This is a genomic window from Rossellomorea sp. LjRoot5 (genome assembly GCF_964253455.1).
In the GTDB taxonomy this organism is placed as follows: domain Bacteria; phylum Bacillota; class Bacilli; order Bacillales; family Bacillaceae_B; genus Rossellomorea.
In genome coordinates this window covers 2,734,158-2,755,411 of sequence record NZ_CAXUQN020000001.1, presented here as the reverse complement: position 1 = coordinate 2,755,411, position 21,254 = coordinate 2,734,158, and the positions used below count along the sequence as shown (strand labels likewise).

Genomic DNA, 21,254 nt, shown 5'->3' with positions numbered 1-21,254 from the left:
GCCCTGTAGCTGGACAGAGAAAAGTGGAGGCGGCTCGTTCAGCCCCGACAAGCATAGAAAAAAGGCGGATTTCCCTCGGGAAGGTCTGCCTTTTTTCTATGCTGCATACAATGATAATATCCACATTTAAAAGGTAAAGAGTATGCCTATATGCATTTAAAATGATGAACCGATCAGAAATCAACATGAAAAGAGGGTGAAGAAGTATGGTGCGAATATCAGAATTCCAGGTGAAGGATGTTGTCAGTATTTCAGACGGGCGGAAATTGGGGAATATCGGTGACATTGAGATCAATCTGGATACTGGAAGAATCGAGGCAATTGTGATCGGGAGCGGAGGGAAAATATTAGGTTTTTTTGGCAAGGAAGAAGATATCGTGATCCCATGGAGCAGTATCGTAAAGATAGGGGAAGACGTGATTCTGGTCAGATATAAAGACAACCATTACATTCAAGGACAGCTTCAGGAACCGAAACAATCCCCCGACACATGACGAATCTCAATGGACTATGGTACACTAAATAAAAAACGAGGGAGATTCACCGTGTCGAAAGAGCCTTTTATAACAGAGACAAACTCATATTACTCCATTGGAAAATGGACGAAAGAAAACCCGGAACTGGTCGCGGGCATAACCACAAATCGTGGCGGAATAAGTGAAGGACCTTTTCATTCATTCAATATGGGCCTTCATGTAGGAGATAAGGAAGCATCAGTCATTCATAACCGCAAACTTTTGGCATCCGGCCTGAATATGCCTTTTGACAGCTTTGTGGCTGCTGAACAGACACATGGGAAGAATATCTCTTTTGTGAACTCTGAAGACAGAGGGAAAGGTGCAGAGAACTATCATAACAGCATTAAAGATACCGACGGATTCTTGACAGGGGAAAGGAACCTCCTGTTAACGATGTGTTATGCAGATTGTGTCCCTCTTTATTTCCTCGACAGGGCGACTGGCACAATCGGTCTGGCACATGCCGGATGGAAGGGGACGGTCCTTGAAATAGGGCCGAAAATGGTCGGTAAGTTTGTCGGGAGAAGTTCCTCCATATCTTCATTAGAAGTGGTTATAGGACCTTCCATATGTAAAGATTGCTATATTGTGGATGATTATGTGATTGATAAAGTGAAAAAAACACTAGAAGATGAAAACAACTTACCCTATAATTTAAAGGAAGAGGGACAGTACAATCTTGATCTGAAGAAGTTAAATCAACAGCTCTTGATTCAGTCCGGCTTACACTCTGATCAAATTCATACTTCCAGTTTTTGTTCGTCCTGTCACGATGAATTTTTCTCTTATAGAAGAGATGGTGGAGAAACGGGAAGAATAATGAGTTTTATTGGCTGGAAGGAGAAATAAGATGAAGGTATCTGAAAATATCCAACACATCAATGAAAACATCCAACGTGCCTGTGAACGCAGTGGAAGAAGGACAGAAGACGTAAATGTTGTCGCGGTCACGAAATACGTATCCATCGACCGCGCGGAAGAGGCAGTTGAAGCAGGACTTTTTCACTTAGGGGAAAACCGGGATGAGGGGCTTATCTCCAAGTGGGATGTTTTACGGGACAAGGCCCGATGGCATTTCATTGGTTCCCTGCAATCAAGAAAGGTTAAAAACATCATTGATAAAGTATCATACATACACTCCCTGGATCGTCTGTCATTAGCGAAAGAAATTCATAAAAGAGCGGATGAGCCTGTGTCTTGTTTCGTTCAAGTGAATGTTTCCGGAGAAGGATCCAAACATGGAATTTCTCCTGATGAAGTGAAGGAATTTGTCGGCAGTTTAAAAGACTTATCCAATATTAAAGTCGTAGGATTGATGACGATGGCACCCCATACGGATGATGAAGCTTTCTTAAGGACTTGTTTCAGGCAGCTGAAAACCATTCAGGAAGAAATCCGTTCACTTAATCTTCCATATGCCCCATGTACGGAATTATCCATGGGAATGAGCAACGATTATGTGATAGCAATTGAAGAGGGTGCCACATTTATTCGTATTGGAACTGCATTAGTTGGAAATGACTGAGAGGGGATGAATACAAATGGGTATTAAGTCAAAGTTTAAAACGTTCTTTTTGCTGGACGAAGATGAATACGAATACGAAGAAGAGAAGTATGAAGAAGAATACGAGGAGAAAAAGCCCATGAAGTCACAGCTTTCAAATTCAAAACAAAATGTTGTGAGCCTTCAGAGTGTCCAGAAATCTTCTAAGATGATTCTTGTAGAACCTAGAGTATATGCAGAGGCTCAGGAAATTGCAGACCATCTAAAGAATCGGCGCTCAGTCCTTGTAAACCTGCAGAGGATACAACATGATCAGGCGAAGCGTATTGTCGACTTTCTCAGCGGGACGGTGTATGCAATCGGTGGCGACATTCAACGTGTAGGCGATAATATTTTTCTGTGCACACCTGACAATGTTGAAGTGAGCGGAAATATTTCTGAGTTCTTAAAAGAGGAAGATTTATCAGACTCGAGGTGGTAATGTAAATTATGGTAATGCTTTATGAAATTTTGTCTAAACTAATTCAAATATACTCCTGGGCGTTAATCATTTATATTTTAATGTCCTGGTTCCCGAATGCCAAAGAGACGTCGATCGGACAGTTCCTTGCAAGGATATGCGAACCGTATTTAGAACCATTCAGACGTTTTGTCCCATCGATCGGAATGATTGATATTTCACCGATTGTGGCATTCATTGTGCTGAATCTGGCCCAATCCGGGTTGTACCAAATATTTAGATGGCTTATTTAATCGGTACTATGATAAGGATAGATGCCTAAAAAGGACTGAAACCGGTCAAACAGTTTCGGTCCTTTTATTTTGGGTAAACCACATAGGGGGTGAAAGTATGTCTTCGATCTATCAACATTTCAGGCCGGATGAAAAGGAGTTCGTAGATGCTGTACTTGAGTGGAAGCAGACAGTGGAAGATCAATATACAGCGAAAAGAACGGACTTTTTGGACCCGAGACAGCAGCATATTGTCGAGTCTATCATTGGTCATAACGATGAAATCATCCTATCTTTTTATCCTGAAAACTCGGAAAGGAAACGAGCTTTATTGTATCCCCCTTATTTTCAGCCAGGGGAAGAAGATTTTGGAATAAGGTTATTTGAAATACAGTATGCTTCGAAGTTTGTTACAATAGAACATAGACAGGTATTAGGGACCTTGATGTCACTTGGGTTGAAAAGGGATAAGTTCGGGGATATCCTGACCGGGGAGGATACCATTCAGCTGATGCTTGCAGATGAAATTTCGGATTATGTCCTTATGGAACTGACCCAAATAGGGAAAGCAAAGATTTCCTTAAACGACATTCCGCTGGAAGAACGAATGGAAAGGCAGGAAGAATGGCAGGAAAAAATGACGACCGTCAGTTCTTTGAGGCTGGACGTCGTAATTGCAGCTATCTATAATGATTCCCGCCAAAAGGCTCAAACCTTGATCAAAAGCGGGCAAGTCAAAGTAAATTGGAAAGCGGTTGAAAACCCCTCTTTTGAAGTCGAAACTTCCGATGTTCTCTCCGCCAGAGGGTACGGAAGAAGTAAGTTACTGTCCATTGAAGGAAGAACAAAACGGGATAAATGGCGAATCTCTGTGGGAATTCTGAAATAATTTAAGAAAAATAAAGGAATTCTCCCACATACTGTCGAAATTTTAGTTATAATAAATATGTAATTCACCAAGTACTGGAGGTGGCTCCCATGCCTTTAACGCCATTAGACATACATAATAAAGAATTTAGTCGTGGCTTTCGCGGTTATGATGAGGATGAGGTTAACGAATTTTTAGATCAGATTATTAAAGATTACGAAATTCTGATCCGTGAGAAGAAAGAAACAGAAGAACGTTTAAACTCATTGAATGAACGTTTAGGTCATTTTACAAGCATCGAGGAAACGTTAAACAAGTCAATCGTCATTGCTCAAGAAGCAGGGGAAGAAGTCAAGCGGAATGCAATGAAAGAATCAAAGCTGATCATTAAGGAAGCCGAGAAGAATGCCGATCGCATCGTTAATGAATCACTGTCCAAAGCCCGTAAGATTGCCATTGAGATAGAAGAACTCAAGAAACAGTCGAAGGTGTTCCGTACTCGTTTCAAAATGTTGATCGAAGCGCAGCTAGATCTTCTCGATACAAATGACTGGGATCAGTTAATGGAATTTGATTTGGACGCAACGGATTTAAAAACTTTAAAAGAAGAAGAGACATTGTCTTGACGAAAAGAGCAATACTTTCATATAATTGAACAACAATCTTAATTGTATTAATAAGCTAAGACAGGGACAGTACGTACTAATAATGAATCCTTTCTAGCGAGTCGGGGACGGTGTGAGCCCGACAAGGAAAGAAGCGCGGAAGATCACCCTCGAGCCCTGCTCATGAAATTCCTCCCCGAAGAGTAATGAGTGGCGATTTATTCACGTTACGAATCAACAAGTGAAGACTCTTTTCGGTCTTTATGAGGGTGGTACCGCGGGAAAGGCTTTCTCGTCCCTATTCAGGGATGAGAAAGCTTTTTTTATTTTTAAAAAAAGGAAAGTTCACCCTGCCTGATTAAGAAGTAAAGGATATAGAAATGATGGCAATTAAGAGAAACGATTAGGAGGATGATTTCATGGAATATAAAGATACATTACTGATGCCGAAAACGGAATTCCCGATGAGAGGGAACTTACCTAAGCGAGAACCGGATACACAGAAAAAGTGGGAAGAGATGGACATCTATCATAAGGTACAGGAAAGAACGAGTGATCGTCCTTTATTCGTCCTTCACGATGGGCCTCCATATGCCAATGGGAATATCCATATGGGTCACGCATTGAATAAGATCCTGAAAGACTTTATCGTACGCTATAAATCCATGAGCGGTTATCATGCCCCTTATGTTCCAGGTTGGGACACTCATGGTTTGCCGATTGAGCAGGCGTTAACGAATAAAGGCGTGAAGCGTAAAGAAATGACAATCGCGGAGTTCCGTAAATTATGTGAAGAATATGCTTATGAGCAAGTGGATAATCAACGTAAGCAATTTAAGCAATTAGGTGTACGTGGCGATTGGGAAAACCCGTACATCACATTAAAACCTGAATATGAAGCACAGCAAATCAAAGTTTTCGGTGATATGGCGAAAAAAGGTTATATCTATAAAGGGAAAAAGCCGGTCTATTGGTCACCATCAAGTGAATCAGCCCTTGCAGAAGCAGAAATCGAGTATCAGGATAAGCGTTCCCCATCCATTTATGTCGGGTTTGCCGTTACAGAGGGTAAGGGTGTCCTTGAAGAAGGAACCCAACTCGTAATCTGGACGACGACACCTTGGACAATTCCTGCGAACCTTGGGATTGCCGTACATGCAGACTTGAACTATGTTGTAGTAAATGTGAAGGAAAACAACTATGTCGTAGCCGAAGATTTGCTTGAAGATGTCGCAGAGAATCTTGAATGGGAAAACCCCTCTGTAGTTAATAAGGTCAAAGGAGCAGAACTCGAACATATCGTGGCTAAACATCCCCTGTACGATCGTGACTCCCTTGTAGTCCTTGGTGAGCATGTTACGACTGATTCAGGTACTGGCTGTGTCCATACAGCTCCAGGGCACGGGGAGGATGACTTCCTTGTAGGGAAGAAATACGGACTGGATGTTTTATGTCCGGTGGATGATAAAGGGGTTATGACTTCAGAAGCTCCCGGGTTTGAAGGTTTATTCTATGATAAGGCAAATAAACCAATCACAGAAAAGCTTCAGGAAGCTGGGGCATTACTGAAATTAAACTTCATCACTCACTCTTACCCACATGACTGGCGCACGAAAAAGCCGGTTATTTATAGAGCGACGGCACAATGGTTTGCATCCATCGATAAATTCCGCAAAGAATTACTTCAAGCGGTAAATGATACGAAATGGGTTCCTGCATGGGGAGAAACACGTCTATACAATATGGTCAGAGACCGTGGAGACTGGTGTATTTCCCGTCAGCGTGCATGGGGAGTGCCGATCCCTGTATTTTATGCTGAAAATGGTCAGGAGATCATTACAGATGAGACGATCGATCATGTGTCTAAGCTTTTCCGTGATCATGGATCAAACATTTGGTTTGAGAAAGAAGCAAAAGACCTCTTACCTGAAGGATTTACTCACGAAGCTAGTCCGAATGGAAAATTCACGAAAGAACAGGACATCATGGACGTTTGGTTCGATTCAGGATCTTCCCATCAGGCTGTTCTTGAGGAAAGAGATGACTTGCAGCGACCTGCAGATCTTTATTTGGAAGGATCCGACCAGTATCGCGGTTGGTTCAACTCATCATTGACGACAGGTGTAGCCGTAACGGGTAAAGCTCCATACAAAGGCGTGTTAAGTCACGGATTCGCTCTTGATGGAGACGGAAGAAAGATGAGTAAATCATTAGGGAACGTCGTTGTCCCCGAAAAGGTAATGAAACAGCTTGGAGCCGATATCCTTCGTCTTTGGGTAGCGTCTGTTGATTATCAGGCAGATGTTCGGGTTTCTGATCCAATCTTGAAGCAGGTGGCTGAAGTCTATCGGAAGATCCGTAACACCTATCGTTTCTTATTAGGGAACCTTTCTGACTTTAACCCTGAAACAGATGCGGTATCCTTTGATGGATTAAGAGAAGTAGATCAATTTATGCTCGTGAAGCTGAATGATCTTGTGAAGAATGTGAAAAATTCGTACGATAAATATGAATTCGCAAGCATCTATCATGCGGTCAATAACTTCTGTACATTGGATTTAAGTTCATTCTACCTGGATTTTGCAAAGGATGTTCTATATATCGAGTCAGAAAATCATTATGAGCGCAGAGCGATTCAGACGGTATTGTATGAAAGCCTGGTTGCCCTTACAAAACTGATGTCCCCAATCCTTTCCCATACAGCAGATGAGGTTTGGGCATATATCCCGGGTGCAGAGGGCGAAAGTGTTCAGCTAACCGATATGCCTGAAGTACAACAACTCGCAAATGCGGATGAATTGAAGGGAAAATGGAACACATTCTTAGAATTAAGGGATGATGTTCTAAAAGCACTTGAGGAAGCCCGTAATCAGAAGGTGATCGGTAAGTCATTAACGGCTAAAGTGACCCTATTTGTAAATGATGAAACGAAAGGCTTACTCGATTCCATCAAAGAGGACTTAAAACAGCTGTTCATCGTATCAGCCTTTGAAATCGGCGGAGCGGTGAACGAAGCTCCGGAGCATGCGTTAAGCCTGGGTGAAAACAACATCGTCGTCGAAAAAGCTGAAGGTGAAACATGTGACCGCTGTTGGATTGTTACAACAACAGTAGGAGAGGATAAAGATCATCCAACACTTTGCACACGCTGTGCAGCTGTTGTGAAAGAAAGTTATTCTCATTTGGCTTAGTGTAAATATGTAGAGGTGACCTGTCATTTGGCAGGTCCCTTTTTTGACTAAAGTGTTTCTAATTCCATAATTGCTATATCTTGCAACACAATATTCAGGGTCATTTCCCCCATACTATAAATGGAGGGATCAAGATGACATATGACCGATACACATCCATTGTAGAAGAGCTGAAACAATCCTTGAAAGAGCTTGAAGCAAGTCAATCTCAACATCCTTTAATCCAGCAGTATATAAATGAAGAAATCACCGAGGTAAAACAGGCACTGAGTCGTGTCCGGGATAATCAATACGGATATTGTGAATTGAGTGGGCAAGAGATCCCATTTGATTACATGTTGATGAACCCAACCTGTACGACAATCGAAGATGCATTCGAATGGAGAAGGTTTGGGAAGATTTCATCATATTCTTAGATTTCACTCGCGTTTCCTTCGTTCTTCTCCAGTTTAAGTGTCTTTATTTCCCCTTTTATGCTAAAATGCAAAGGTAATCATTTAAAGATGTTCGGAGGTTGCCTTTGTGTATTATTATTTAGTGGCTTTGGTTGTTATTGGACTGGATCAATTAACAAAATGGTTGGTTGTAAGAAGAATGACCGAGGGAGAAAGCATTTCGATCATAGATAATGTCTTTTATCTTACTTCTCATCGGAATCAAGGTGCAGCATGGGGAATACTCCAAGGACAAATGTGGTTTTTTTACATTATTACATTAATAGTGATTGTAGGTATCGTGTATTATATGCAAGTCCATGCAAAAGGGCATTCATTGTTTAGTCTGAGTCTTGCTTTCATGCTAGGCGGAGCAATTGGAAACTTTATTGACCGTGTCTTCAGAAAAGAAGTGGTCGATTTCTTAAATACATACATCTTTTCCTATGATTTCCCGATTTTTAATATTGCCGATGCAGCATTAACCATTGGAGTAGCACTGTTACTGATTTATATGTATTTAGACGAACGAAAAGCAAAGAAGGAGAACAAAAATGGAAGTAATTCAGCACAACATACTTGAGGAAAGCCAGGGAGAACGAATCGATAAGGTCGTAAGTCAATTGAATAAGGATTGGTCCCGTTCCCAGGTTCAACAATGGATTAAAGAAGGTCATATTAAAGTAAATGAAGAAGCGGTCAAGCCTAACTTTAAGTGTCCGTTGAATGCAGTCATCACTGTATCGATTCCGGAACCGGAAGAATTAGATGTAGAACCGGAAGATCTTAACCTTGATATCGCCTATGAAGACGGGGATGTCATCGTCGTAAATAAGCCGAAAGGGATGGTCGTCCACCCCGCACCGGGGCATTATTCAGGAACAATGGTGAACGGATTGATGCATCACTGTAAGGACCTGTCAGGCATCAATGGCGTTTTGCGACCAGGGATTGTCCACCGTATTGATAAGGATACATCGGGATTGCTGATGGTAGCGAAAAATGACATGGCACACGAGCATCTGGTAAATCAGCTGGTGGCAAAGTCCGTTACAAGAAAATATACAGCCATCGTACATGGCCTGATCCCCCACGAATACGGGACGATCGATGCCCCGATCGGCAGGGATCCTAAAGACCGCCAAAGTATGGCTGTCGTGGATAATGGCAAACAAGCGGTCACGCATTTCAAAGTGTTGGACCGGTATAAAGATTTCACACTCGTTGAATGTGAATTAGAGACAGGAAGAACCCATCAAATCCGTGTCCATATGAAATATATCGGCTTTCCGCTGGCGGGTGATCCGAAATATGGCCCGCGAAAGACGTTGAGCATTGAAGGACAGGCCCTTCATGCCGGAGTGCTTGGGTTTGTTCATCCAAGAACCGAAGAGTATATGGAGTTTCATGCGGAGTTACCCGAAGAATTTTCGAAATTGGTTAAGCATCTTGAAAATAACCGTTGACAAATTTCGACCAGACCTTTATGATGATATTAATTGAATAAGTAACCTTTAATACGGTCCCGTGAGGCTGAGAAGGAGCAGTGTACGACCAAAATTCTTTGGCGTGCAATACGATCATAACGATAAGTGTGCCCTCTCATCTCTACGGTGAGAGGGATTTTTTATTTAAATAATAATTAAAACGAGGTGGCGAATATGACAAAGAAAGCAACGGTACTGGATCAACCCGCCATTCGAAGAGCGCTCACACGGATCGCCCATGAAATCATCGAACGAAACAAAGGAATTGAAGATTGCGTCCTTGTTGGAATCAAAACAAGGGGCATTTATATCGCCAATCGATTAGCCGAGCGGATCCATGCGATTGAAGGGGAAGAAATTCCGGTCGGAGAAATAGACATCACCCTATACCGTGATGATTTAACGACGAAGACAGAGGATCACGAACCGGAAGTGAAGGGTTCTGACCTTCCGGTTGATATTACAAACAAGAAAGTCATTTTGGTGGATGATGTCTTATTCACCGGAAGAACGGTCCGGGCGGGATTGGATGCCTTAATGGATCTCGGCAGGCCAAGTCAGATTCAACTGGCTGTACTGGTCGACCGTGGACATAGGGAATTACCGATACGGGCAGACTTCGTCGGGAAGAATATTCCGACATCAAGCTCTGAAAAAATCATGGTCGCATTATCAGAAGTCGATCAGGAAGACATCGTTGCCATACACGAAAAAGAATAATGGAAGTCCTTTTAATAGCGGTCCAGAGAGGCTGACAAAGGATGGGAATGAAGGTAGAATCAGGCCTTCTTGTACCCTCTTTGTGCCCTCTTTACAAAGAGGGTTTTTTAATGGGTAAAAATGGGTATTGGAGGAGAAAACAAACATGAATCAAAATCAACAAGTCGTTTTAGACGTAGAAGAAGTACCTAATATAGGAAAATGGATTACATTTAGCATACAACATTTATTCGCCATGTTCGGTGCAACAGTGCTGGTTCCATTCCTGGTGGGGTTAAGCCCGGGGGTTGCTTTAATTTCAAGCGGACTCGGAACACTTGCCTATCTCCTGATCACGAAGGGGAGGATCCCTGCTTACCTGGGGTCGTCATTCGCTTTCATCGCACCGATCCTGGCTGCCAAGAGCCTGGGAGGGCCGGAGGCTGCCATGATGGGAAGCTTTCTCGCAGGAATTGTATACGGAATCGTTGCGCTGCTCATATCAAAGCTTGGATTGAAATGGCTGATCAGGATTCTCCCTCCGATTGTGGTAGGGCCCGTTATCATGGTGATTGGATTAGGTCTTGCCGGAACCGCCGTCAATATGGCCATGTATGAAAATCCTGGAGCAGAACAATTGGTTTACAGTAACACGCACTTCATGGTGGCGCTTGCCACATTGGGAATCACGGTCATTTGTTCGATTTACTTCAAAGGATTTCTCGGGATGGTCCCGATTCTCGCTGGTATCATCGGAGGATATGTCATCGCGGTTTTTGCAGGGCTGGTGGATTTTCAACAGGTAATCGATGCTCCCTTCTTCCAGATGCCGGACTTCTTTGTCCCATTTGTAGACTACACACCTAGCTTCTCTTGGGAGATCGTATCCATCATGGTCCCGGTTGCACTGGTGACCCTGGCAGAACATACAGGGGACCAAATGGTATTAAGTAAAGTCGTAGGACGAAATTTCATTGAAAAGCCGGGTCTTCACCGCTCCATCCTGGGGGACGGGGTAGCGACTGTGATCGCCTCCTTCCTGGGTGGACCGCCAAATACAACGTATGGAGAAAACATCGGAGTGCTTGCCATTACACGGGTGTTCAGCGTCTTTGTCATCGGCGGGGCGGCGGTACTTGCCATCATGTTCGGATTTGTCGGCAAGATAACAGCCTTGATCGGCTCGATTCCATCAGCGGTCATGGGCGGGGTATCCATCCTGCTGTTCGGAATCATCGCTTCAAGTGGACTCCGTATGTTAATCGATAACAAAGTAGATTTAGGAAACAAGCGTAATCTAGTCATCTCGAGTGTCATCCTTGTAATCGGAGTAGGAGGGGCATTCGTAAAGGTCAACGAGCAGGTTTCTCTATCGGGAATGGCCCTTGCGGCGATCGTTGGGGTGTTTTTGAACCTTGTCCTGCCGGGCCGGGAAGAAAGCGAAGGGAAGAACAATTTATTCGAAGAAGAAAAAGCTAAGCATGACGTTGCATAAATAGAAACACCTTTTAACATGGTCCAGAGAGTCTAAGAAGGGTGAATTTGAACAAGACATGCGGGATTTTTCCGCACTGTCACAGTTGATACGTTCAAAAACACCCTGTCGGGAAGAAGACAGGGTGTTTTTTTTGAAAGAGAAGAGAGGAAAGGGTTGTCTCATGATGAAGAACTTGTTGACGATGATTGACTTACCAAAAGAAGAAATCATTCAAATACTGGATCAGGCGGAACGTTTTCAAAAAGGGGAAACCTGGGAGTGCGGGACAAAGAAATTCGCTGCCAATCTTTTCTTCGAAGCAAGTACACGTACAAAATGCAGCTTTGAAATGGCGGAAAGAAAGCTTGGTCTTGAAGTCATCCCCTTCGAAGCCCAGACGTCAAGCATCCAAAAAGGTGAAAGCTTGTATGATACGGTGAAAACATTAGAGAGCATAGGAGTCGATACGGTCGTCATCCGTCATTCCCTTGAACGCTATTTTGATCAACTGGCCCCTCTCAATATAAGTGTGATCAATGGAGGGGATGGGTGTGGAAATCATCCCACTCAATGTCTGTTGGACCTGATGACCATCCGTCAGGAATTTGGCCGATTCGAAGGACTAAAGGTATCCATCATCGGAGATATAGCCCATAGCAGGGTTGCCAGGTCCAATGCGGAAGCCTTGACGAAACTAGGTGCAGAAGTCATTTTTTCAGGACCAAAGGAATGGTTCCCATCAACAGACCGAACGAACTATCTGCCTATAGATGAATGCATAACCGATTCTGATGTCATCATGCTTCTCCGTATCCAGCATGAACGTCACGAGAGTACATCGACCCTGACGAAAGAGGAATACCATGAAAGCTTCGGATTGACAGAATCCAGGAAAGACAGGATGAAATCATCCGGTATCATCCTCCATCCCGCACCTGTCAATCGAGGGGTGGAAATAGCCGACTCGTTGGTTGAATGTAAGCAATCAAGAATCTTTAATCAGATGGAAAATGGAGTATACGTGAGAATGGCCGTTTTAAAAAGAGCACTCGAAATCAACTGACCAGGGGGAATTTGAAATGAATTGGTTAATCCGTAATGCACGAATTGTAACAAAGAATGGTGAACTTGAGACGGTGGATGTAAAGGTGGAAGAAAAGAAAATCATCGAGATCGGTTCAGAGCTGAAAGGGAAAGATCACGAGGAATTTCAAGCAGAAGGGTTAGTGATTTCACCAGGCTTTGTCGATCTCCATGTCCATCTAAGGGAACCGGGCGGAGAACATAAGGAAACCATCGAAACGGGAACGAAATCAGCAGCAAAAGGCGGTTTCACCACCATCGCGGCAATGCCCAATACTAGACCTGTACCTGACTCAGTGGAAAATCTACAGTCCCTTAATCAGAAAATTTCTGACACAGCAGGTGTTCGCGTGTTACCGTATGCTGCCATCACGGAAAGACAAATCGGGAATAAGCTTAATGACTTACCATCATTAAAAGAAAACGGGGCATTTGCATTCACAGACGATGGGGTAGGGGTACAATCAGCTGATATGATGTATCAAGCCATGAAGACAGCAGCCGGGATCAATGCCTCCATTGTCGCCCATTGTGAAGAGAATACCTTGATTTATGGAGGAGCGGTTCATGATGGGACATTCTCCAAAGAGCATAATCTGCCAGGCATTCCTTCCATCTGTGAAGCAGTACATATATCTAGGGATGTTCTTCTGGCTGAAGCAGCGGGAGTCCATTACCACGTCTGCCATATATCGACAAAAGAATCTGTCAGGGTGGTCAGGGATGCGAAGAAAGCCGGTATCAACGTGACGGCTGAAGTGACACCCCATCATCTTCTGCTCTCAGAAGACGATATCCCAGGGCTTGATCCCAACTTCAAAATGAATCCGCCTCTTAGGAGTAAAGAGGATCGACAGGCTCTTATAGAGGGGCTCTTGGACGGAACGATTGATTTCATCGCCACCGACCATGCCCCGCATACAGAAGCCGAAAAGTCGGAAGGGATGCAGCTCGCTCCGTTCGGAATCGTCGGGTTGGAGACGGCATTTCCGCTGCTCTATACAAACTTTGTGGAAAAAGGGATCTTTACACTGAAACAGCTTATTGACTGGATGACCATCAAACCAAGTTCAGCATTCAATCTTCCGTTTGGACTACTTGAAGTAGGAGGAGAAGCAGACTTTACGCTCATTGATTTGCAAGAACAAAAAGAAATCGACCCGGCTGGATTTGTATCCAAAGGGAAAAACACACCATTTAAAGGATGGGAATGCAAAGGATGGCCGAAAGCAACTTTTTATCAGGGATCTCTTGTATGGAATGAAGGAGGAAACGAACAATGAAAAGACAACTCATTTTAGACGATGGAACGGTTTTCGTGGGAGAAGGATTCGGAGCGAATGAAGAAACGATCGGTGAAGTGGTATTCAATACAAGCATGACTGGCTACCAGGAAATACTTTCAGATCCATCCTACTGTGGCCAGCTTGTCACCATGACGTATCCCCTTGTAGGGAACTACGGCATCAACCGGGATGACTTTGAGTCGATTACCCCTGCCATCAAAGCGTTCATTGTGAGAGAAGTGGCGGACTTCCCTTCTAACTGGAGAAATGAATCAACGTTGGATGAATTATTAAAAATAAAAGGAATTCCTGGGATTTCAGGTATCGATACCAGAAAGTTAACCAGGATCATCAGGAAGCATGGAGCCATGAAAGGCATCATTTGTGCAGCCGAAATAGATTCAGGGGCAATGCTTGATAAGCTGCATGGTACAGATCTGCGAACAGATCAAGTCAAGCAGGTATCCACGAAGACGGCCTACGCAAGCCCTGGAAGAGGGTATCGTGTGGTGCTGATGGATTTTGGGATGAAGCACGGGATTCTAAGGGAATTAAACAAGCGTGATTGTGACGTAATCGTCGTTCCTTATGATACTTCTGCTGAAGAAATCAGACGCCTGCAGCCTGACGGGATCATGTTATCGAATGGACCGGGGGATCCGAAAGATGTACCGGAAGCAATTGAAACGATCAAAGAACTGCTTGGTGAAATTCCACTCTTCGGTATCTGCCTAGGGCATCAATTATTTGCCCTTGCGTGTGGAGGGGACTCTTTCAAAATGAAATTTGGCCATCGTGGCGGCAACCATCCGGTCAAAGATTTAAAATCTGGAAAGGTCGCACTGACTTCACAGAACCATGGCTATGCAGTGGATGAAAAGTCTTTAGCCGGATCAAGAATACAGGTCACCCATTTAGCTATAAATGATGGAACAGTAGAAGGATTGAAGCATTTGGACTTTCCTGCCTTTACGGTTCAGTATCATCCTGAAGCATCTCCAGGACCAGAGGATTCAAACTACTTATTCGATGATTTCTTACAATTGATGAAAGAAGAGAAAAGAAAGGAGCTTCAACATGCCTAAACGTACAGACATTAAAAGCATCTTGGTTATCGGAAGCGGACCTATCATCATTGGACAGGCGGCGGAATTCGACTACGCCGGAACACAAGCCTGCATCGCATTGAAAGAGGAAGGCTACAGGGTCATCCTTGTAAACTCAAATCCTGCCACGATCATGACAGATGCTGAAATGGCAGATAAAGTATATATCGAACCATTGACACTTGAATTTGTCAGCAGGATCATCCGTAAAGAACGACCGGATGCGCTGCTGCCTACATTAGGTGGCCAAACGGGATTGAACATGGCTGTTGAACTTGCCCAGTCAGGGGTCTTGGAAGAATGCGGAGTAGAAATCCTCGGGACGAAACTTTCTGCCATCGAGAAGGCGGAAGATCGTGATTTGTTCAGGAACTTGATGAATGAAATGGGAGAACCGGTTCCGGATAGTGAAATCATTCATTCCCTGGATGAAGCCTATCAATTTGTGAATGAAATCGGATATCCGGTCATTGTCCGTCCAGCCTACACATTGGGAGGAACCGGAGGGGGAATCTGTCACAACGAAGACGAATTGGTCGAGATTGTAAGCTCAGGATTGAAATACAGCCCTGTAACACAATGCCTGCTGGAAAAAAGTATTGCAGGCTTCAAAGAGGTAGAATATGAGGTTATGCGGGACGCATCCGATAACGCCATCGTGGTGTGTAATATGGAGAACATAGATCCTGTTGGAATCCATACGGGAGACTCAATCGTGGTGGCACCAAGCCAAACATTAAGTGACCGCGAATATCAAATGCTCCGGAATACAAGTTTAAGTATCATTCGAGAGCTGGGAATCGAGGGAGGCTGTAACGTTCAGCTGGCACTCGATCCTGACAGCTTCCAGTATTACATCATTGAAGTGAATCCCAGGGTGAGCCGTTCATCTGCACTGGCATCCAAGGCGACCGGTTACCCGATTGCAAAGCTTGCAGCGAAGATCGCCGTCGGCCTGACATTGGATGAAATGATGAATCCGGTTACGGGTAAAACGTATGCATCATTCGAACCTGCACTGGATTATGTTGTGACGAAGATTCCAAGATGGCCATTTGATAAATTCGAAGCTGCCAAACGAAACCTCGGTACCCAAATGAAAGCAACCGGAGAAGTGATGGCGATCGGCCGGACCTTCGAAGAATCACTACTGAAAGCGATCCGCTCCCTTGAAAGCAATACGTATCACATGGAATTGAGTGACGCGGATCAATTTACAGACGAGTGGATCGAAAAAAGGATCAGGAAAGCAGGGGATGAACGCCTCTTCTATATCGGCGAAGCGCTGAGAAGGGGAGTGACAATCGAGACCATTCATGAATGGAGCAAAATCGACCTCTTCTTCTTATATAAAATGAATAGAATCATAGAGTTTGAAAAAGAACTGGCATTGAGCCCCTTCAGCTTTGAGCTTGCACAAAAAGCGAAGCGCATGGGCTTCTCAGATATCACCATGGCAAGGTTATGGGAAAGTAAGGAAAGAGATGTGTATACATGGAGAAAAGAAAATGACCTTATCCCGGTATATAAAATGGTCGATACCTGTGCAGCAGAGTTTGAATCAGAAACTCCCTACTTCTACGGGACTTATGAAGACGAGAATGAATCAAGGGTCACAGAACGTGAGAGTGTCATCGTCCTCGGTTCTGGACCGATCAGGATCGGACAGGGAGTGGAGTTTGATTATGCAACCGTTCACTCCGTTTGGGCCATTAAAGAAGCGGGTTATGAAGCCATCATCGTGAATAACAATCCGGAAACGGTCTCGACCGACTTCAGTATTTCGGATAAATTATATTTCGAGCCACTGACGGTGGAAGATGTGATGCACATCATCGATCTTGAAAAGCCAAAGGGAGTCGTCGTCCAGTTTGGTGGACAAACGGCCATCAACCTGGCAGATGAGCTGGTGAGAAGAGGCGTCAAGATTCTGGGTACTTCACTTGAGGATCTCGATCGCGCGGAGAACCGTGATAAATTCGAGCATACTCTGAACCAACTCGGCATCCCTCAACCTAAAGGGAAAACAGCAGTTTCGGTAGAAGGGGCACTTGAAATAGCAAAAAGCATCGGATACCCGGTTCTGGTAAGACCTTCGTACGTCCTCGGAGGACGGGCCATGGAGATTGTATACAGGGAAGAAGAGCTTCTCCAGTACATGAAAAATGCTGTAAAAGTCAATCCCCAGCACCCGGTTTTAATCGACCGTTATCTGATCGGCAAGGAAATCGAAGTGGATGCCATCTCAGACGGTTCAGACGTGGTCATACCGGGAATTATGGAGCATATCGAACGTGCGGGGGTTCATTCGGGGGATTCCATCGCAGTGTATCCTCCACAACAGATTACACATGAACAGAAACAAACCATTATCGATTATACGACAAGACTGGCAAAAGGGTTGAACATTATCGGATTACTGAACATCCAGTATGTCATCTCAAAAGGCGAAGTATTCGTCCTGGAAGTGAACCCTCGTTCCAGCAGGACCGTGCCATTCATCAGTAAAATCACAAATGTCCCAATGGCGAATATTGCGACCAAGTCTATCCTTGGAATATCCCTGAAAGATCAAGGATATGAATCAGGACTGGTTCCTGAAAAACAGGGTGTGTACGTCAAAGTTCCAGTCTTCTCCTTTGCTAAACTTAGACGGGTGGACATTACGCTCGGACCTGAGATGAAATCTACAGGTGAAGTAATGGGGAAAGATCAGACCTTAGAGAAGGCACTCTACAAGGGGATGGTTGCTGCAGGAATGCAAATGAAGGAATATGGCTCTGTGCTCATGACTGTAGCAGATAAAGACAAGGATGAAGCAGTACTCCTGGCAAAACGCTTTATCGATATCGGCTATCAAATCCTCGCAACGAAGGGTACGGCAGAGCATCTGGACAAGGCAGGTATCACTGTCCGTGAAGTGGATAAGATCGGTTCCAGCGGTCCTACATTATTGGATATCATCCAAAGTGGTGAAACACAGCTTGTCATCAATACATTGACAAAAGGAAAGCAACCTGCCCGGGATGGATTCAGAATTCGAAGGGAATCGGTCGAAAACGGAATTCCTTGTCTTACGTCACTGGACACTGCAGAAGCCATCCTGAGAGTGATTGAATCCATGACTTTCTCAGCAGAGGCACTTGACTCACTACCGAAAGTGAAAGAGGCGGATTATCAATGATCGTTAACGAAAAGATGGTTGTGCTTTCTCATGAACGGATAGCTGAAAATATTTTTGAACTCGTTCTTCAAGGAAATCTGGTGGATCAAATAATGGCCCCGGGCCAGTTCGTTCATGTGAAAGTAGGGACGGGAATCGACCCTTTACTGAGAAGGCCGATTTCCATCGCCTCCCACGATCCTGAACAACATACCATGACCCTTATCTACCGGGCTGAAGGAAAAGGGACACGACTTCTTTCCCTTGTGGATCGTAGTGAAAGGATCGACGTATTAGGCCCTTTAGGTAATGGTTTCTCCGTGGGAGACGAAAGTAAGACCGCGCTGTTGATAGGTGGAGGGATTGGCGTGCCTCCCCTCTACGGTCTTTCCAGAAAGCTTGTAGAAAACGGTTGGGAAGTGAAGCACATTCTTGGTTTTCAAAATGAATCTGTCAGCTTTTATGAAGATAAGTTCGGGGAACTTGGGCTCACATATGTTGCCACTGTCGACGGCTCCCTTGGTAGTGTTGGATTTGTAACAGATGTCATCTCTGAAGAGAAGCCGTACTTTGATGTGTTTTATTCCTGTGGACCGACACCCATGCTGAAAGCTCTTGAAAGGCAATTGAAAGGCAAACGCGGTTTCATCTCATTAGAGGAGCGGATGGGATGCGGAATCGGGGCTTGTTTCGCCTGCGTTTGCCATAAACAGGATGATCCGGAAGGGTCTACCTACGTAAAGGTATGCAGTGACGGACCGGTATTTCCAGTAGGGGAGGTGCTTTTATGAAATCATTACAAATCAAATTGCCGGGCTTGTCTTTAAAGAACCCGGTCATGCCGGCATCCGGCTGCTTTGGTTTCGGGCGTGAATATAGCCAGTTTTATGATTTGAACGAGCTTGGGGCGATCATGATCAAAGCGACGACGGAAGAGGCCCGCTTTGGAAATCCTACTCCAAGGGTTGCTGAAACAAACGGGGGTATGCTGAACGCAATCGGGTTACAAAATCCCGGGCTCAGCGGTGTGATGGAAAATGAACTTCCATGGCTTTCACAATTTGATGTACCGATCATTGCAAACGTGGCTGGTTCCCAAGTGGAAGATTATGTGGAAGTGGCAAGGGTCATTTCTTCCGCTGAAAACGTGACTGCACTTGAACTCAATATCTCCTGTCCAAATGTCAAAACGGGAGGAATCGCTTTCGGGACCATCCCTGAAGTGGCTAAGGAATTGACTGAGAAGGTTAAAGAAGTATCACAGGTCCCGCTGTATGTGAAATTATCACCGAACGTCTCCAATATCGTCGACATGGCTAAGGCTGTTGAAGCGGGAGGGGCAGACGGACTGACAATGATCAATACACTTCTCGGAATGAGATTGGATATGAAGACGGGCAGGCCGGTTCTTGCGAACAAAACCGGGGGATTATCCGGCCCTGCCATCAAACCGGTTGCCATCCGGATGATTTATGAAGTGAGTCAACAGGTGGACCTTCCGATTATTGGAATGGGTGGAATACAATCAGCTGAAGATGTGATTGAATACTTCTATGCCGGAGCCAGTGCCATTGCAGTCGGTACGGCGAATTTCGTTGATCCATTCGTATGCCAACGAATCATAAATGAGTTACCGCCTTTACTTGGGGAGCTCGGAGTCGAGCATATATCCCAATTAACCGGAAGGAGCTGGGGGAAGCATGAATCAAGCACCGTTCATAGCACTTGATTTCCCGACATGGGAGATGACTTCAACCTTCCTGGATCAATTTTCAGAAAGTCTGAATGTGAAAGTCGGTATGGAGTTGTACCTTCAAAATGGTCCGGCAATCATTGAGAAGATATTAAATAAAAATCATCGGATTTTCCTGGATCTGAAGCTTCATGATATTCCTCATACAGTGTACGGGGCCATGAAAGGACTTGCTGGCTTCGACCTGGAACTGATCAACGTCCATGCTGCAGGTGGTAGCATGATGATGGAAAAGGCGCTGGAGGGTCTCCATGCGGGAACTCCTGCCAATCATAAACGCCCAAACCTGATCGCCGTCACCCAACTTACTTCGACAACGGAAGAACAGATGCAAAAAGAACAGCTTATCCATACTACCATCAATGAGTCTGTCCTGCATTATGCCACTCTAGCTAAAGATGCCGGACTGGATGGAGTGGTATGTTCTCCCCACGAATCGGGTCTGATAAAAGAACATTGCGGGAATGACTTTTTACGGGTCACTCCCGGGATCAGGTTAGCAGAAGATCAATTAGCAGATCAAAAAAGGGTCACTACACCACAAATGGCAAAAGGAATGGGTTCTTCCTACATAGTCGTTGGGAGAAGTATTACAGGTGCGGTGAATCCGGTCTTAGCATACGAACGGATCGTACATGAATGGGAGGGCAAAGAATGAAACATGAAATCGCAAAAAAATTACTTGACATCGAAGCCGTATTTTTAAACCCGACGGAGCCGTTTACATGGTCATCCGGAATAAAGTCACCGATTTATTGTGATAATCGGCTGACGCTGTCGTATCCTTCAGTACGGAACCGCATTTCTACGGGACTATCAGAGTTGATCCAAAAGCATTTTCCCGAGGCGGAAGTCATCGCCGGAACAGCAACCGCAGGAATTCCGCACGCCGCCTGGGTGAGTGAGAAATTAAATCTTCCCATGTGTTATGTCCGGTCAAAGCCTAAAGCCCATGGAAAAGGAAAGCAGATTGAAGGGATCGCGGCACCAGGACAAAAGATTGTCGTCGTTGAAGATCTTATCTCCACGGGAGGCAGCTGCATAAAAGCGGTTGACGCCTTAATAGAAGCGGGATGTGACGTTTTAGGGGTGGTCGCGATCTTCACATATGAATTGGATAAAGGGAAAAAGATGCTTGAAGAACAAAATATCACATCCTATGCCCTATCCGATTATTCAAGCTTACTGGAGGTAGCAGTCCAAAATGAAATCATCAGTGAAGGTGAGTTGGAACAATTAAAGCTTTGGAGGAAAGACCCTGAGACATGGGGGATGTAAGTGGGAAAGCAACTCGTATTTTGAGTTGCTTTTTGTCATTGTTCAAAATAAATACACTTCCATCCAGTCA

Annotated in this window: 21 protein-coding genes and 1 other annotated feature; all 21 genes read left to right on the top strand. The window is 44.5% G+C overall.

Features of this window, described 5'->3' with window-relative positions; all coding sequences use genetic code 11:
* Positions 1-206 precede the first annotated feature (206 nt).
* Positions 207-494, top strand: a complete 288-nt coding sequence (locus tag ACSQ2E_RS14090; protein ID WP_060669862.1) for a YlmC/YmxH family sporulation protein — start codon at positions 207-209, stop codon at positions 492-494.
* Between the two features lie 51 nt (positions 495-545).
* On the top strand, positions 546-1,367 hold the full coding sequence (gene pgeF / locus ACSQ2E_RS14085) for a peptidoglycan editing factor PgeF (protein WP_435991459.1): 822 nt from the start codon (positions 546-548) through the stop codon (positions 1,365-1,367).
* Position 1,368: 1 nt separating this feature from the next.
* Positions 1,369-2,043: a YggS family pyridoxal phosphate-dependent enzyme gene (locus ACSQ2E_RS14080; RefSeq protein WP_435991457.1), complete on the top strand. Its 675-nt coding sequence runs from the start codon at positions 1,369-1,371 to the stop codon at positions 2,041-2,043.
* A 16-nt stretch (positions 2,044-2,059) separates the two neighbouring features.
* Positions 2,060-2,503, top strand: coding sequence for a cell division protein SepF (locus ACSQ2E_RS14075; RefSeq protein WP_060669857.1), 444 nt, complete (start codon positions 2,060-2,062; stop codon positions 2,501-2,503).
* A gap of 8 nt (positions 2,504-2,511) precedes the next feature.
* Positions 2,512-2,775, top strand: a complete 264-nt coding sequence (locus ACSQ2E_RS14070) for a YggT family protein (RefSeq protein ID WP_435991454.1) — start codon at positions 2,512-2,514, stop codon at positions 2,773-2,775.
* Positions 2,776-2,872: 97 nt separating this feature from the next.
* The gene (locus ACSQ2E_RS14065; protein WP_435991452.1) at positions 2,873-3,643 is read left to right on the top strand and encodes an RNA-binding protein; all 771 of its coding nucleotides are present in this window, start codon (positions 2,873-2,875) and stop codon (positions 3,641-3,643) included.
* Between the two features lie 89 nt (positions 3,644-3,732).
* A complete protein-coding gene (locus ACSQ2E_RS14060; RefSeq protein ID WP_034755815.1) occupies positions 3,733-4,248 on the top strand; it encodes a DivIVA domain-containing protein in 516 nt (171 codons plus the stop codon).
* A gap of 48 nt (positions 4,249-4,296) precedes the next feature.
* Positions 4,297-4,530, top strand: a binding site (T-box leader).
* Between the two features lie 116 nt (positions 4,531-4,646).
* The gene (ileS, locus tag ACSQ2E_RS14055) at positions 4,647-7,418 is read left to right on the top strand and encodes an isoleucine--tRNA ligase (RefSeq protein ID WP_435991450.1); all 2,772 of its coding nucleotides are present in this window, start codon (positions 4,647-4,649) and stop codon (positions 7,416-7,418) included.
* A 134-nt stretch (positions 7,419-7,552) separates the two neighbouring features.
* Positions 7,553-7,834, top strand: coding sequence for a hypothetical protein (locus tag ACSQ2E_RS14050; RefSeq protein WP_435991448.1), 282 nt, complete (start codon positions 7,553-7,555; stop codon positions 7,832-7,834).
* A gap of 106 nt (positions 7,835-7,940) precedes the next feature.
* The gene (gene lspA / locus ACSQ2E_RS14045) at positions 7,941-8,435 is read left to right on the top strand and encodes a signal peptidase II (RefSeq protein WP_435991446.1); all 495 of its coding nucleotides are present in this window, start codon (positions 7,941-7,943) and stop codon (positions 8,433-8,435) included.
* Entirely contained in the window at positions 8,407-9,318 is a 912-nt protein-coding gene (locus ACSQ2E_RS14040) for an RluA family pseudouridine synthase (RefSeq protein WP_435991444.1), read from the top strand. The genes lspA and ACSQ2E_RS14040 overlap by 29 nt, the downstream gene beginning before the upstream one ends.
* 195 nt (positions 9,319-9,513) lie before the next feature.
* A complete protein-coding gene (gene pyrR / locus ACSQ2E_RS14035; protein WP_336199115.1) occupies positions 9,514-10,059 on the top strand; it encodes a bifunctional pyr operon transcriptional regulator/uracil phosphoribosyltransferase PyrR in 546 nt (181 codons plus the stop codon).
* A 145-nt stretch (positions 10,060-10,204) separates the two neighbouring features.
* Positions 10,205-11,533 carry a solute carrier family 23 protein gene (locus ACSQ2E_RS14030; protein WP_435991441.1) on the top strand — a complete coding sequence of 443 codons (1,329 nt, stop codon included), beginning with the start codon at positions 10,205-10,207 and terminating at the stop codon, positions 11,531-11,533.
* 166 nt (positions 11,534-11,699) lie between these two features.
* The gene (locus tag ACSQ2E_RS14025) at positions 11,700-12,578 is read left to right on the top strand and encodes an aspartate carbamoyltransferase catalytic subunit (RefSeq protein ID WP_435994555.1); all 879 of its coding nucleotides are present in this window, start codon (positions 11,700-11,702) and stop codon (positions 12,576-12,578) included.
* 16 nt (positions 12,579-12,594) lie between these two features.
* Complete coding sequence (locus ACSQ2E_RS14020; protein WP_435991439.1) at positions 12,595-13,881, top strand: dihydroorotase; 1,287 nt, start codon at positions 12,595-12,597, stop codon at positions 13,879-13,881.
* A complete protein-coding gene (locus ACSQ2E_RS14015) occupies positions 13,878-14,969 on the top strand; it encodes a carbamoyl phosphate synthase small subunit (RefSeq protein ID WP_435991437.1) in 1,092 nt (363 codons plus the stop codon). Before ACSQ2E_RS14020 ends, ACSQ2E_RS14015 begins: the two co-directional genes overlap by 4 nt.
* On the top strand, positions 14,962-18,174 hold the full coding sequence (gene carB / locus ACSQ2E_RS14010; protein WP_435991435.1) for a carbamoyl-phosphate synthase large subunit: 3,213 nt from the start codon (positions 14,962-14,964) through the stop codon (positions 18,172-18,174). Before ACSQ2E_RS14015 ends, carB begins: the two co-directional genes overlap by 8 nt.
* Entirely contained in the window at positions 18,171-18,944 is a 774-nt protein-coding gene (locus ACSQ2E_RS14005) for a dihydroorotate dehydrogenase electron transfer subunit (protein WP_435991433.1), read from the top strand. Before carB ends, ACSQ2E_RS14005 begins: the two co-directional genes overlap by 4 nt.
* Positions 18,941-19,882, top strand: coding sequence for a dihydroorotate dehydrogenase (locus ACSQ2E_RS14000; protein WP_435991431.1), 942 nt, complete (start codon positions 18,941-18,943; stop codon positions 19,880-19,882). Before ACSQ2E_RS14005 ends, ACSQ2E_RS14000 begins: the two co-directional genes overlap by 4 nt.
* Entirely contained in the window at positions 19,854-20,564 is a 711-nt protein-coding gene (gene pyrF, locus ACSQ2E_RS13995) for an orotidine-5'-phosphate decarboxylase (protein ID WP_435991429.1), read from the top strand. The genes ACSQ2E_RS14000 and pyrF overlap by 29 nt, the downstream gene beginning before the upstream one ends.
* A complete protein-coding gene (pyrE, locus tag ACSQ2E_RS13990; protein WP_435991427.1) occupies positions 20,561-21,184 on the top strand; it encodes an orotate phosphoribosyltransferase in 624 nt (207 codons plus the stop codon). The genes pyrF and pyrE overlap by 4 nt, the downstream gene beginning before the upstream one ends.
* The last annotated feature ends 70 nt before the right edge of the window (positions 21,185-21,254 follow it).

What these genes read in the sequence shown, in the direction of transcription:
- ACSQ2E_RS14090 (WP_060669862.1), top strand. Translation starts at nt 207, where the DNA reads ATGGTGCGAATATCAGAATTCCAGGTGAAGGATGTTGTCAGTATTTCA.
- ACSQ2E_RS14080 (WP_435991457.1), top strand. Translation starts at nt 1,369, where the DNA reads ATGAAGGTATCTGAAAATATCCAACACATCAATGAAAACATCCAACGT.
- ACSQ2E_RS14075 (WP_060669857.1), top strand. Translation starts at nt 2,060, where the DNA reads ATGGGTATTAAGTCAAAGTTTAAAACGTTCTTTTTGCTGGACGAAGAT.
- ACSQ2E_RS14070 (WP_435991454.1), top strand. Translation starts at nt 2,512, where the DNA reads ATGGTAATGCTTTATGAAATTTTGTCTAAACTAATTCAAATATACTCC.
- ACSQ2E_RS14065 (WP_435991452.1), top strand. Translation starts at nt 2,873, where the DNA reads ATGTCTTCGATCTATCAACATTTCAGGCCGGATGAAAAGGAGTTCGTA.
- ACSQ2E_RS14060 (WP_034755815.1), top strand. Translation starts at nt 3,733, where the DNA reads ATGCCTTTAACGCCATTAGACATACATAATAAAGAATTTAGTCGTGGC.
- ileS (WP_435991450.1), top strand. Translation starts at nt 4,647, where the DNA reads ATGGAATATAAAGATACATTACTGATGCCGAAAACGGAATTCCCGATG.
- ACSQ2E_RS14050 (WP_435991448.1), top strand. Translation starts at nt 7,553, where the DNA reads ATGACATATGACCGATACACATCCATTGTAGAAGAGCTGAAACAATCC.
- ACSQ2E_RS14040 (WP_435991444.1), top strand. Translation starts at nt 8,407, where the DNA reads ATGGAAGTAATTCAGCACAACATACTTGAGGAAAGCCAGGGAGAACGA.
- pyrR (WP_336199115.1), top strand. Translation starts at nt 9,514, where the DNA reads ATGACAAAGAAAGCAACGGTACTGGATCAACCCGCCATTCGAAGAGCG.
- ACSQ2E_RS14030 (WP_435991441.1), top strand. Translation starts at nt 10,205, where the DNA reads ATGAATCAAAATCAACAAGTCGTTTTAGACGTAGAAGAAGTACCTAAT.
- ACSQ2E_RS14025 (WP_435994555.1), top strand. Translation starts at nt 11,700, where the DNA reads ATGAAGAACTTGTTGACGATGATTGACTTACCAAAAGAAGAAATCATT.
- ACSQ2E_RS14020 (WP_435991439.1), top strand. Translation starts at nt 12,595, where the DNA reads ATGAATTGGTTAATCCGTAATGCACGAATTGTAACAAAGAATGGTGAA.
- ACSQ2E_RS14015 (WP_435991437.1), top strand. Translation starts at nt 13,878, where the DNA reads ATGAAAAGACAACTCATTTTAGACGATGGAACGGTTTTCGTGGGAGAA.
- carB (WP_435991435.1), top strand. Translation starts at nt 14,962, where the DNA reads ATGCCTAAACGTACAGACATTAAAAGCATCTTGGTTATCGGAAGCGGA.
- ACSQ2E_RS14005 (WP_435991433.1), top strand. Translation starts at nt 18,171, where the DNA reads ATGATCGTTAACGAAAAGATGGTTGTGCTTTCTCATGAACGGATAGCT.
- ACSQ2E_RS14000 (WP_435991431.1), top strand. Translation starts at nt 18,941, where the DNA reads ATGAAATCATTACAAATCAAATTGCCGGGCTTGTCTTTAAAGAACCCG.
- pyrF (WP_435991429.1), top strand. Translation starts at nt 19,854, where the DNA reads ATGAATCAAGCACCGTTCATAGCACTTGATTTCCCGACATGGGAGATG.
- pyrE (WP_435991427.1), top strand. Translation starts at nt 20,561, where the DNA reads ATGAAACATGAAATCGCAAAAAAATTACTTGACATCGAAGCCGTATTT.